Here is a 13449-nt window from a genome sequence, read left to right as displayed (position 1 = left end):
TTTTAAAGCTTTAGTATCGAGAAATTAATATGCCTAAACTTATATTACCATCAGGTTATGCTCCTTCTAAAAAAGAGGAATATATGAATCCTTTGCAACTAGAATATTTTAGGCAAAAACTTTTAGAATGGAAAGATTCGTTATTAGGTGAATCACGAGAAACTTTAAACCATCTTAGAGAAGAAAATTGGAACGAACCAGATTTTAACGATCGAGCTTCGATTGAAACAGATACGGCTTTTGAACTTCGCACAAGAGACAGATACCGTAAACTACTAGATAAAATAGAAGAAGCTTTATTACGCATAGAAAATAAAGAATATGGTTATTGTGAAGAAACAGGTGAGCCGATCGGCATAAAACGACTACAAGCACGACCCATTGCCACATTGTGTATTGAAGCACAAGAACGGTACGAAAATTACGAAAAAAATCATCTAGACGAACCAAACAGCTAAGTAAAGAACCCCTCTAAGTATAATAATATTGTTTATGTCCTTCCTGTGAAGCATTGCCTGCGTGGATCGAAAGTGTTGTAGAAAACATCATCATTACGAGGCGGTATCGGCGTTGCTGCCTGGGTCGAATTTTTGTAAAGCGTTCGGTGTCATACCGTGGCTTGTACCTTTGTTGTTGCATAGATCAAATTTTTGATGTCATTCCCGCGAAAGCGGGAATCTAGTCTAGCGTCATGCTGAACAAGTTTTGCACATCTTTTTTAGTAGATACTGAAATAAATTCAGGATGACTAGAAAGGACTTTTTTCTAGATTCCCGCTTTCGCGGGAATGACACATAGCACAACAACGCTACTTATTACTTAGAAGTTCATTTTTACCTTAACAGTACCGCTCTGAGCTTGGTATTTTCTTGCAAGGTTCAAACCGTAGTGCAAACCATACTCCATTCTACCTTTCTTAAGCTCTACTCCAGCCCCTAAATCATATAACGTTTTAGTAGCTTTAGCCGTAGGCACGGTCAGCAGATTTGTATATTCGTCAAGCTCTGCAACGATCGACGGCGTTTTACCTTTAAAGTCGTAATTAATAAAGGCATGTACTTGCGGTTTTATTAAAAACCCGCCTTTATAGAAGGTTGTTTTAATTTCTCCACCGACTATTCCTTCAAACTTGTTATATTGGCGTTTCTTAATAGTTAAGTTCTGGAACGACGTACCGAATTCATGATAACCGGAGTCTTTCATTTTAGCAAGTCTAAGCCCGACCATTGGCGACAAGGTTGTTTCGTTCCATAAATAATTATACCCACCGACTACTTGACCGCTATAAGAATAAGAACGATATTTAGCATGAGCCGTTTCCGTACCGTTTATTATATTACGAACCTCGTTAGTTTTGATTATACTACGTGAATACGAGGTTATACCCTCTACAAACCAGTTATTTATAAAATTGTATAAACCGTATACCGAGAACATATTCGTGTTAATCTTAGTATTATTACCGATCTTAGCATCTTGGTAATTTAACTTAGTATCAACTTTCGTATAAGCGGCTCCGAGTACTATATTGTCATTTATTGCAGTATCAAGCCCGATCGACCCACCGGCGGATTTTAATTTATAACCCATAAGATTATTTTGCTGCTTTTGTGTAGCTTTACCAAAATAAGGAGAACCCCAGAGACCATAGATAACTTTATTACTATCACAATCACCGGCACCGACAGCCGCACCTCCCCTACGAGAAACATCTTGTTCTTGCTCTGCAGCTATGCTATCCGAAGCATTTTCAGCATCTCTAATTTTAGAAGTTCTATCAGAAACATCTTTAGTACCGGCATTCGTATTGCCTCTTGCTGCATTAAAACCGTCATTCGGATTAGTAGTTGTAGCTCCCGTACTTGCTGCACCGGAACTTACACCACTGCTACCAATACCGGTATCTCTACCGATTTCAACAGCCGGCATAATGAACGGGGGTCTAATTCGCGTTATTCTATGTATTTCATTTGAAGGAAGCGGAATAATCGGTACTAAACGATTAGATATAACTTTTACTTGATCCGGCTGTGCTATTATAACGTCAGCAAGTTTTGCCGTATCTGTTTCAAGAGGAGCAGCAAGCGATTTTTTAATTATATTATCTACAGCTACATCACCGGTTAGTTCTACAGGATAAAGTGTAAGGGAAGCGGAATTAATAACCCACCTTACAAATACTCCTTCATTAGTGGTAACGTTAAATGGAAGATTCGCAGCATTTCCTAAGGTTATTCCATTACCTGATAATGAAGTAATTATAGGGTAAGCACTATTTTCGCTTATGCTATTTGGGCTAGACGGGGCGGTTAACAATATTTTAAGTGCGGTTACGCCTGATAAGTCAATATTTGATCCCTCTGCAATAACTATATTACCGCTACCGGTATTGTTGCTTGTGCCGCTATTTGTCACGTCATAAAAGACATTAATAGTAAGCTCGCCGCTAGGAGCAGCATTACCCGTATAAGTAACTTGATTATTTCCAAGGTCAAGTGTGATATTGCTACCTGTTACATCTCCTTTAAGAGCTAGATTATTATCAATAAACATTAAAGTAGCTTGATCGGCAATAATTTTCTTTGCCTCTAAATTTGATTGTATTATTGATATTTTTTTTGGAGCAAAAGTAACGCTATCTACTCCGGTTAGCGGTTTTTGTAACCATACGTCATCTTCAAATTTAAAGCTGCCGCCTTTAATCGGGCTCTGAATTAAGGCTGCATTACTAAAAGTGCCTGAAGAGCTAGCATCGGCACCGGTAAAATTATCTGCAACAATTTTAGTTTTATAATTAAATTCTTTTATTGATCGTGGAACGAAAACACCGTTTACCTTGGCATCAGCTACGCTTAGCTTTCTACTAGTATATCCTGTAAATATTGCAGATTTACCGGAATCGATAGAGATATTTTGCGAGTAAGTATCTCCTTTTACTGTACCTTTAACGCTACGGAATTGTACAGTGTTAAGGCTAGTATTGCTATCTCCTAAATCATCGGTAAAGCCGTTATCGGCATTAAAAACTACAGTACCTGTATTATTTGTATTAGTGGTAATAGTTGAATAAATACTAGGACTATTAGCGGTGAATGTACTATCGGTAAGGAATTGTATAGTCTTAAGAGGGTTAGATTCAGAGCCAAAAGAAGACGTGCCTGTAGTTACGTCATTTGATATAGCTATAGTATGTATTTTATTACCGATAGTCGTTGCTTCACCAATTTGAGCTATACCTTTAAAGTTTGTCGTAACGGAGTTAGGTGTAGTAAAATTAAGGTTATTAATATATACCGTGTCTAAAAACGTTATGTCTGATCCATCTACCTGAAATGCCTTTAAAGGCATATCTGCACTTGCAATATCACCTTGATAAATTTCAGGTTTATCGCTATGGGCTATCCATAAAGTATCATTTACTGTAGTTACCAAAGCAGCAGGGTGAAAAGCATGGGGAGTAGGAGGAGAACCTATTACAATTTTAAAGTTAAATTCACCTCTACTATCAAGCTTTGCTCCATTACCCGGCACTATATAAAGGGTATTACCCTCACCTTTACCGAAAAATGTTGTTTCACCCCCTTGAAGGACGATATCACCAATTTTGGCACCTGTCCCTACATCTCCACTAATAGTACCGCCATTTGTAAATGTTAAATTAACTGCCTTACCCCCTGTTATATTAATATCTCCCGTTAACTTAGTATTTGCGGCAAATACTATAGTACCGGTACCGATTCCTTGAATCTCATCGATGGACATATTCCCGCCGGAATTAATCGTTACGGTGCTATTATCTGCACCGGCTTTTAACATTTTGAGATTCGTAATTGTTGTTGCACCGACCGTGCCGATTATACCGTTATCCACAAACTCTACGGTACCGTTAGATCCACCGGTACTCGTAATATTACCGGTAATTTGTGCACTCTCTCCTAATATTATACTGGTAAAAATTGCGGTACCCGCCTGATTTGCAAAATCCATATTACCGGTAACATTTCCAACCTCAAATTCGGTATTGGTAGCATATGTAATATTTGAAGTTACATAATCGGTAAGACCTGCTGCTACATTTAATAGGATTTCCGGAGTAAAAGTTTTTGCTGATACAACAATAAGTCCTTCACCGGAAAAAATTAACTGCTTTAATGGCTTAAGTGCCGTACCAAATGACTTCTCTTGACCATATATTATAAGAGTAGCACCTTCATTGGCAGAATTTAATTCAACTATACCGGTGCCTGCTGCCGGTGCCAAATCCTCCATTAACTGGATTGTGGAGAGCACGCCTGCGGGTGCTGTAGATTGTAGCCTTAACACTGAGTCAGGATTTGCAAAATTCACACCGGAAGCGTTAAGAGTAAATTCGGGAGATCCAGGCAAATCCCCTATCGCTCCAATTATTGGTGCATTAACAGCATCAAGAACATAAGTTGCCTTACCGTTGGCTCCATCTACACCTATATTAATTTCATTTATTTTTGCTGAGGTAAGGCTTTTATCGGTAAACACGGAAGCAGGAGCTAGGTTAAGCACAGCTACGTTACTAACATCAAGTTTAGTATCAGCACCTGAAATTGTAACAGCACCGCTAACATTAAGTTCTGCAAGTTTATTAGCACCACCGAGTGTTTTAGCACCTTTATTACTTGCAAGAGTTAAAGTATTACCGTTACCGTTCAAATTAACTATTCCCGTATTACCGGCTCCACCGTTTAAACTGTTATTAAAAGTTACCGTTTGTGCTGTATTAGTAGTTAATCTAAATACTGACTTTGCATCACCGAATGTAATAGTACTTCCTGCGGCTTGTAGAAGATTAACCGCTCCGGCACTTGCATCTACGGTAAATGTTTTAGCATTGCCTATATTAATCGTCTTTACTTTTCCAATATCTGACTTGGTTGCAGTGAGCGTAGTGTTAACGGTTAAGATACCGGTCTCCCCATTCGCTATTATACTGTTAAAAGTATGGTTAGCAGGATTAGCATCACCGACAAGACCGGACAATTCTAGTGTACCACCGCTAACACCAAAATCAACCTCTCCCGTTGTTGTAAGCGATCCTAGTAAATTTGCCGTACCGGCATCAGTAAAGCTAAGCGAAGCAGCCGATACGTCCTGTTGGAAATTAACTATCTTCCCGTTAGCACCGTTAAGGGTAATTGCTCCTATATTACTTACGCCTTCCGTAACATTAGCATCTCCGGCAAAATTTAAGTTACCGATAAAATTTCCGTCACTGCTAGTTACTCCGGCAAGTGTTCCGGTATCTTTAACATTTACCGTACCGGCTTTACCGGCAAAATCCGTCAGATCACCGACACTGCCGGTTGTTAGAGTCCCTTCTCCCTTGAAGGTTACCGTAGTACCGACATTACCGGTAAAATCACCGCCGGCTATTGTTGCACTAGTCGAAACATTACCGGTAAAATCACCATTGACGCCTACTGAACCGCTACCGGTCACATTTCCCTTAAATGTACCGCCTCCGGCTGCTACGTTACCCGCTACCCTGCCTTCAGCTGATAATATACCGTTTCCCTCAATGGTTACGTCTCCGGTCATTAGACGATACGCTGAGACGTTAGCTCTGTCGCTAACAGTGAAAAGCTTGGCATTGGAGACCTTAGTTAAATTAATACCTGTGCCGTTAAAATTTACAGCCGTGAGTGACTTCGTTCCCCCTATTACTCCATCGACTACAATCCTCTCTGCTAGGTTTAACTTACCTCCTACACCTCCTGTACTATCTACTGCTCCGGTAATCATTGAATTAGCAGTAAGGTTAAGAGTAGCGGTAGCTTGACCTTTAAAATCTACGTTACCGTTAACATCGTCCACCGTCAGATTTGTCCCCGCAGTATAAGTAATACCGGCGTTAACATTACGGAGAATTAAGTCACCTTCTAGCCCCACCGAAAGAGGATTTGCCGCATTAATCGTCGGTATTACGGTAATATTTCCTTTACCGGCAAAAGTAACGCTATTTAAGGTATTATCTCCGGCAATACCTAATTTAAATTTTCCGTCTATGGTTAAAACTTCTCCTGCAGTTGCAGAATTTAAGGCAACAATACCTTTCCCTATCCCACCGGGATTTAAATCTGCATTTATGGTTATTCTCCTATCATTTCCTCGTGCATCCGAAGATGCTAATTGTAATACTGAGGCTGCATTTTTAAAACTTATACCACCGGTATCAAGAGCAAAGTCATCGTTTACCGCATCAAGTATATAAGTAGCTGCTCCCTCTACTTCCCCTATATTTATTGCCGCAACCTTTACCGAGGTAACACTCTCATCGGTAAATGTTGAACCGGCTTTAATATTAAGCATGTCCGTACCGCTAACATCGAGCTTGGTTGTTACTCCTCCTGAAACAGTAACCTTGCCAATAATATTTAACTGATCCAACTCAACTCCATTACCGATTTTTACACCCCCGGTACCTTGAACGACTAAAGCATTAGTACCGTCAAAATTAACTATTCCGCCACCGCCTCCTACACTGTTTAAGTTACCGTTGAACGTTACCGTTTGAGGCTCAGCCGGAGCTAACACAAACGTTGAATTGTCATTCCCCATAGCAACTGTCCCACCTACTGCTAGAAGGTTCAAAGCCGATGCATTTACTGCTATAGTAAATGTTTGAGGAAATCCACCTGATCCTATATTAATTGCCTTAAGTGTACCGATAATTGAATTTGTTGCGGTAAGCTTAGTTTGCACATTTAACGTACCATTCCCACCGTTTACTATCGGACTTGCAAAAGTATAATTTGCCGGATTTTCTCCTCCTACAGCTCCATTAAACGTTAATGTTCCACCAGCGGCATTCTTGCCGAAAGTAACTCCCCTCCCTCCTGCCGGTGTTGTAAGCGATCCGCCAATCTGAACCCTTCCGGCAGCACTTGCAGCTGTAAAATTAAGAGCTTCGACGGTAACATTCTTTTGTAAAACTAAGGTGTCAAAATTAATACCTTGAGCGTTTATCGTAGCAACTTCTATATCTTTAGAAACTACAGAATTACCGACAAAATTTAAGGTTACTTTATTTTCCCCTAAAAGATGATCTATATTCTCGCCGGTAGCACCTCCAACATTCTTACCGTGCCCTATAGTAACTTGTGCAGAACTACTGTTAAAATCTATGTCAGAAATTATGTTTTGTTGAAATCCCGCAAAAGAACTTTGCGTAAATTGTATTACCCCTCCTGCTCCATCAAGATTTGTGCCGCCGGATAAAATTGTATCGCCTGCTATTACGTTTCGGTTAGCCGTACCAAGTGCACTAGTGCTTGCAAGTATCATTGCCGCCGAAGCAGCAAACATACTTTTTTTGAATATTTTTTTCTTTAAGCTTTCTTTTTGACTTGACATAACAATCTCCTTTTTTTCCATTAATTTATTTTTAATTTTCTTAACCCGGATATTGCATGAGATATAGGAGACAAAATCCTCGTAAAGCTGTATAATACTGGTATTTCATTAGAATAATACAAAGGATTTTGTCATGACAAATTGTATAGCATATAGTTACCAGTTTTCCAAAGTAAAAAATCGGACAATAGAGATAAATTTCACTGGAGGTGATATTAGTAGCGATGGAGGTGTGTTGTTATTAAGAGAAGCAGATAAAAGGCTTGGTATAACAGAGGAGCTTGCTAAAATATTTCCTGATAGACGAGATGGTAGTAAAATTACCCATAATATGGCAACAATGCTGAGGCAACGAATTTATGGTATTGCATTAGGTTATGAAGATTTAAATGACCACAATTATCTACGAAAATGTCCTGCTATGCAAACAGCTATGGAAACAATTGATGATATGGCAAGTAGTTCTACCTTATGTCGTATAGAAAACAATGCTGATAGACACTTTGCAATTAAAGTGCATGAACTAATGCTTGATAAATTTATTAAGTCTCATAAAATAGTACCAAAGCAGCTAATACTTGATTTTGATGCTACGGATGATGAAATTCATGGGCAACAGGAAGGTAAGTTTTATCATGGTTATTACGGTCATAATTGCTTTTTACCTTTGTATGTTTTTTGTGGAAAGCATCTGTTAGTTAGTTATCTTAGGACGTCAAAGCAGGATCAAGCAAAACATTCTTGGGCAATATTATCATTGTTAGTAAAACGTTTTCGCCAAGCTTGGCCAGAGGTAAAGATTATTTTTCGTGGTGATAGTGGATTTTGTCGTCATCAGATGTTTGATTGGTGTGATATTCATAATATAAAATATATTGTAGGAATGCCCCAAAATAACAGACTAAATGAGTTACTGAAACCTACAATGGAGAAGTCAAAAGCAGCATTTATTATAACCCAAGAAAAGCAACGTCTTTTTAGTGAGTTTCCATATAAGGCTGGTAGTTGGAGTCATGAACGTAGAATAATTGGTAAGGCAGAAATGACAATGCTTGGAGAAAATCCAAGGTATATAGTAACTAATTTATCAGATAAACCTGAAGATTTATACGACAAAGTTTACTGTGGTCGTGGTGATATGGAAAACCGTATAAAAGAGCAACAACTAGAATTATTTGCAGATCGTACTTCTTGTCATAGATGGTGGGCTAATCAGCTCAGAATGATTTTATCGGGTCTTGCATACACTTTAGTAGAATATATCAGAGGTAATTTATTACAAGGTAGTGCATTAGCAAAAGCACAAATAGGTACAATACGTTTAAAATTATTAAAAATTGGGGTAGTAATTATCCGTAATACTAGGCGTATTAAGTTTTTGTTATCTTCATCATATCCTTACCGACAGGTATGGAATCATGTGATGAAGAAATTAGCATTAGAATAACCTAGATTAGCACTGTTCCCGGTGCTTAGAAAAAATGGGGTAAGGGGCATTACATCTAAAATTTGAAAATAACGGCTTCAAAGCACTTTTTGGCAAAATTTTTACAAAAGTATCATTGCTAATATTATAAATTACTCAATTTCTTACTTTAAATCTCACTTCATGCAATATCCGGGTTAACTTATGTTTCGAGAGTGATATTTTTTGGCAAGCATTTATAAGAAGAGCGTCTTGATTTTATTGCTAAAATATTTTCTAAGTGAAAATTCAAGACGATTTAAACAGTGATATACGCAGATTTAATACTTAAATTACTGAAAAAACTAATTCTAAGTATTTACCGTAACGTATTTAGGTCCCAAAAAAGCAATTTTTTTAAGATTTTACTCTTTAATAAATATTAATTTTATTTTTGGTGTAATTTAATTAAATAATAAAACTCGACGCTAGAAAATAATTAACCCGGATATTGCATGAAGTGAGATTTAAAGTAAGAAATTGAGTAATTTATAATATTAGCAATGATACTTTTGTAAAAAATTTGCCAAAAAGTGCTTTGAAGCCGTTATTTTCAAATTTTAGATGTAATGCCCCTTACCCCATTTTTTCTAAGCACCGGGAACAGTGCTAATCTAGGTTATTCTAATGCTAATTTCTTCATCACATGATTCCATACCTGTCGGTAAGGATATGATGAAGATAACAAAAACTTAATACGCCTAGTATTACGGATAATTACTACCCCAATTTTTAATAATTTTAAACGTATTGTACCTATTTGTGCTTTTGCTAATGCACTACCTTGTAATAAATTACCTCTGATATATTCTACTAAAGTGTATGCAAGACCCGATAAAATCATTCTGAGCTGATTAGCCCACCATCTATGACAAGAAGTACGATCTGCAAATAATTCTAGTTGTTGCTCTTTTATACGGTTTTCCATATCACCACGACCACAGTAAACTTTGTCGTATAAATCTTCAGGTTTATCTGATAAATTAGTTACTATATACCTTGGATTTTCTCCAAGCATTGTCATTTCTGCCTTACCAATTATTCTACGTTCATGACTCCAACTACCAGCCTTATATGGAAACTCACTAAAAAGACGTTGCTTTTCTTGGGTTATAATAAATGCTGCTTTTGACTTCTCCATTGTAGGTTTCAGTAACTCATTTAGTCTGTTATTTTGGGGCATTCCTACAATATATTTTATATTATGAATATCACACCAATCAAACATCTGATGACGACAAAATCCACTATCACCACGAAAAATAATCTTTACCTCTGGCCAAGCTTGGCGAAAACGTTTTACTAACAATGATAATATTGCCCAAGAATGTTTTGCTTGATCCTGCTTTGACGTCCTAAGATAACTAACTAACAGATGCTTTCCACAAAAAACATACAAAGGTAAAAAGCAATTATGACCGTAATAACCATGATAAAACTTACCTTCCTGTTGCCCATGAATTTCATCATCCGTAGCATCAAAATCAAGTATTAGCTGCTTTGGTACTATTTTATGAGACTTAATAAATTTATCAAGCATTAGTTCATGCACTTTAATTGCAAAGTGTCTATCAGCATTGTTTTCTATACGACATAAGGTAGAACTACTTGCCATATCATCAATTGTTTCCATAGCTGTTTGCATAGCAGGACATTTTCGTAGATAATTGTGGTCATTTAAATCTTCATAACCTAATGCAATACCATAAATTCGTTGCCTCAGCATTGTTGCCATATTATGGGTAATTTTACTACCATCTCGTCTATCAGGAAATATTTTAGCAAGCTCCTCTGTTATACCAAGCCTTTTATCTGCTTCTCTTAATAACAACACACCTCCATCGCTACTAATATCACCTCCAGTGAAATTTATCTCTATTGTCCGATTTTTTACTTTGGAAAACTGGTAACTATATGCTATACAATTTGTCATGACAAAATCCTTTGTATTATTCTAATGAAATACCAGTATTATACAGCTTTACGAGGATTTTGTCTCCTATATCTCATGCAATATCCGGGTTAACGTTTATAAAATAAAAAAAAGTTTTTAACTGCCTATATTGTTGATATAAATAACACATAGTTATTAGTTAAAAAATTATTAATTTATTACTATAACACAATAATAGACCTTAGTTAACCCTGATTATATTCAGTATTTAACAATTTTAGCCACACAACTAAAAGTTATATTTTTATATTAAAAAAAATTAAATTATAGTGCTTTTTAAGCAATTATAGAGAGTATTTTTGAGGCGATGGCTTTGTGTAGGCATAACTATAACGATGGTATTATGTTATTTCTAGGTTCTGTGAACAAAATTTAAATTATTTATATTTTGAGTTATTTTTTAGCGAAAATTAATAAGATTTTTGCAGGCATAGTTATTCCTATTTCAAAAAAATCTTATAATTTGCAGCAATACAATAACCCCTTTACAATATGACATTAATTTTTTTAATAAAAAAATTGATTTACTCGATATTATGGGGTATATACTAATAAATAATCTAAATCTTAACTTTACAATTTTCGGGGCGTAGCGCAGCCTGGTAGCGCATCTGGTTTGGGACCAGAGGGTCGGGAGTTCGAATCTCTCCGCCCCGACCACATTTAATAGATTTATACTGCTCGTAAACGAAGGGACGCCATACCGTGGCTTGATCCCGTGTTGTTGCGTGGCTCTAAAATTAATAAAAATTCGTCATGACGAAGCCATGAGAGCGTTATTGCATGACTCTAAAAAAGTGCCGTATGTCATTCTAGCTAAAGGCGGGAAGGCGTTGTTGCGTGGATCGATTTTATCTCGTCATTGCGAGGAGGCATTGTTGCGTGGATCATAATTTACCGTATTATGGTTATTATAAGTATGGTGTCATACCGTGGCTTGACCACGGTATCCAGAAAAAAACTTAATAAAAAGACTGGATGCCGTGATCAAGTCACGGCATGACACCGTACGCTTTGCAAAAATTCGATCCACACAACAATATCTTCTGCAATGATTATGGTAAATCTACATTTAGTTAGGAATGCCCATGTCTTTATTGCACGCTTCAATTCTTACCGTTTTTCCTGAAATGTTTCCGGGATCGTTAGGTTTATCTCTGGCCGGTCAAGCATTACAAAAAAATATTTGGTCATATGATGTTATCAATATCAGAGATTTCGGTATAACTAAGCATAAAAATGTTGACGACGAAGCTTACGGCGGGGGCGACGGCTTAATAATGCGACCGGATGTTTTAGGTGAGGCTATTGATTATAGCTTATCTTTAAATCCGCAAAGTAAGATTTATTACCCGTCACCAAGGGGCAAATTATTTAATCAAAGCCTTGCAAGGGAAATGATAGGTCAAGATAAAATGATAATTTTATGCGGTCGCTATGAAGGGATTGACGAACGCATAATTGAAGAGTATAATATAACCGAAATTAGCGTAGGGGATTATATCCTATCGGGCGGCGAAGTAGCTGCTCTTACTATTCTTGATTGCTTAATCAGATTACTACCGGGCGTTTTAATAAATCAAAACACGTTATCCTCCGAATCTTTTGAGCAAGACGGTGAGTTTAGCGGCTTATTAGAGTGTGCTTTATATACCAGACCCGAAAATTGGCGAGGAAGAAAGGTACCGAGTGTTTTACTATCGGGCAACCCTCGATTAATTAACGAATGGAAACGCCGAGAATCTATTGAGGCTACAAAATTACGTCGTCCGGATTTATTAACACGGATTTAGGATAGCTTTGTTGCATGGATAGATTAAAACATGTTCGATGTCATTCCCGTGAAAACGGGAATCCAGAAAAATAATAGTCATCCTGAATTTATTTCAGGATATATTAAAAAGATGCTGGAACAAGTTCAGCATGAAAAAAAAGTCTGGATTCCTATGAAAACGGGAATGACATCAAAAGTACGATCACATAATTTTTTACTAGGAGTTACATAAATGAATATTATTAACCAGTTTGAACAGGAAAATATTGCAGCACTTACCGCAAATAAAAAAATTCCTGCTTTTAACGCCGGTGATACTGTTAAAGTTACCGTCAAGCTTATTGATAGATCAATAGAGAAGGACGGTAAAGAAAAGATAATTGAAAGATTTCAAGCTTACGAAGGCGTAGTAATCGCTAAAAGAAATAGGGGTATCACCTCTTCTTTTCTAGTGCGTAAAATTAGTCACGGTGAGGGCGTAGAAAGGCGTTTCATGACTTATTCCCCGATTGTACACGCTATTGATGTAGTAAAATACGGCGTGGTTCGTCGTGCTAAGCTTTATTATTTAAGGCAAAGAAGCGGTAAATCGGCCAGAATTAAAGAAAGATTCATCCATACTAGTAAGAACCCTAAAACTAAAGCAGTATAGTTTAAGCTATTTATTCTTGATGTCATTCTCACCTCCGTTGCTGTGTTGTACGAACGTTGAAAAAAGGCTGTGTCTTCTAGTTCCTTGATCACGGCATCCAAGAAAATAACGCCATATTAGGCTTATTTTAGAGTCTTTGTATGACATTATAGACTGGATTCCGTGGTCGTAGCCATGGAATGACAGAATTTTTACCTCTTTATTTAACCGTTTGTACA

At 37.2% G+C, this 13449-nt stretch carries 7 protein-coding genes and 1 tRNA gene; 6 read left to right on the top strand and 2 right to left on the bottom strand.

Annotated elements, in window-relative coordinates:
* The first annotated feature begins 29 nt into the window (after window positions 1-29).
* On the top strand, window positions 30-458 hold the full coding sequence (gene dksA, locus AAGD48_RS02635; RefSeq protein WP_341790344.1) for an RNA polymerase-binding protein DksA: 429 nt from the start codon (window positions 30-32) through the stop codon (window positions 456-458).
* A gap of 361 nt (window positions 459-819) precedes the next feature.
* On the opposite strand, the gene AAGD48_RS02630 is transcribed toward dksA, so the two are convergent.
* The gene (locus AAGD48_RS02630) at window positions 820-7386 is read right to left on the bottom strand and encodes an autotransporter domain-containing protein (protein WP_341790343.1); all 6567 of its coding nucleotides are present in this window, start codon (window positions 7384-7386) and stop codon (window positions 820-822) included.
* Between the two features lie 133 nt (window positions 7387-7519).
* Here AAGD48_RS02630 and AAGD48_RS02625 point away from each other — a divergent pair, with 133 nt between their 5' ends.
* Window positions 7520-8833, top strand: a complete 1314-nt coding sequence (locus AAGD48_RS02625) for an IS1380 family transposase (protein ID WP_341789277.1) — start codon at window positions 7520-7522, stop codon at window positions 8831-8833.
* A gap of 637 nt (window positions 8834-9470) precedes the next feature.
* On the opposite strand, the gene AAGD48_RS02620 is transcribed toward AAGD48_RS02625, so the two are convergent.
* Window positions 9471-10784, bottom strand: a complete 1314-nt coding sequence (locus AAGD48_RS02620) for an IS1380 family transposase (protein WP_341789277.1) — start codon at window positions 10782-10784, stop codon at window positions 9471-9473.
* Window positions 10785-11388: 604 nt separating this feature from the next.
* Between AAGD48_RS02620 and AAGD48_RS02615 the strand changes: the two genes are divergently transcribed.
* From AAGD48_RS02615 to rplS, 4 genes are all read left to right on the top strand, one after another.
* Window positions 11389-11465: transfer RNA gene (locus tag AAGD48_RS02615), tRNA-Pro, on the top strand.
* 428 nt (window positions 11466-11893) lie between these two features.
* Entirely contained in the window at window positions 11894-12598 is a 705-nt protein-coding gene (trmD, locus tag AAGD48_RS02610; RefSeq protein ID WP_341790342.1) for a tRNA (guanosine(37)-N1)-methyltransferase TrmD, read from the top strand.
* 30 nt (window positions 12599-12628) lie between these two features.
* Window positions 12629-12811: a hypothetical protein gene (locus AAGD48_RS02605; protein ID WP_341790341.1), complete on the top strand. Its 183-nt coding sequence runs from the start codon at window positions 12629-12631 to the stop codon at window positions 12809-12811.
* Window positions 12812-13231 (top strand): 50S ribosomal protein L19, encoded by a 420-nt coding sequence (gene rplS / locus AAGD48_RS02600; RefSeq protein ID WP_341790340.1) that lies wholly within the window; start codon window positions 12812-12814, stop codon window positions 13229-13231.
* The last annotated feature ends 218 nt before the right edge of the window (window positions 13232-13449 follow it).

Source organism: Rickettsia endosymbiont of Polydrusus tereticollis (genome assembly GCF_964026385.1).
Lineage (GTDB): Bacteria > Pseudomonadota > Alphaproteobacteria > Rickettsiales > Rickettsiaceae > Rickettsia.
The sequence above is the reverse complement of the archived record's forward strand: the minus strand, read 5'-3'. Positions and strand labels throughout refer to the sequence as shown.

What these genes read in the sequence shown, in the direction of transcription:
- dksA (WP_341790344.1), top strand. Translation starts at nt 30, where the DNA reads ATGCCTAAACTTATATTACCATCAGGTTATGCTCCTTCTAAAAAAGAG.
- AAGD48_RS02630 (WP_341790343.1), bottom strand. Translation starts at nt 7,386, where the DNA reads ATGTCAAGTCAAAAAGAAAGCTTAAAGAAAAAAATATTCAAAAAAAGT.
- AAGD48_RS02625 (WP_341789277.1), top strand. Translation starts at nt 7,520, where the DNA reads ATGACAAATTGTATAGCATATAGTTACCAGTTTTCCAAAGTAAAAAAT.
- AAGD48_RS02620 (WP_341789277.1), bottom strand. Translation starts at nt 10,784, where the DNA reads ATGACAAATTGTATAGCATATAGTTACCAGTTTTCCAAAGTAAAAAAT.
- trmD (WP_341790342.1), top strand. Translation starts at nt 11,894, where the DNA reads ATGTCTTTATTGCACGCTTCAATTCTTACCGTTTTTCCTGAAATGTTT.
- AAGD48_RS02605 (WP_341790341.1), top strand. Translation starts at nt 12,629, where the DNA reads ATGTTCGATGTCATTCCCGTGAAAACGGGAATCCAGAAAAATAATAGT.
- rplS (WP_341790340.1), top strand. Translation starts at nt 12,812, where the DNA reads ATGAATATTATTAACCAGTTTGAACAGGAAAATATTGCAGCACTTACC.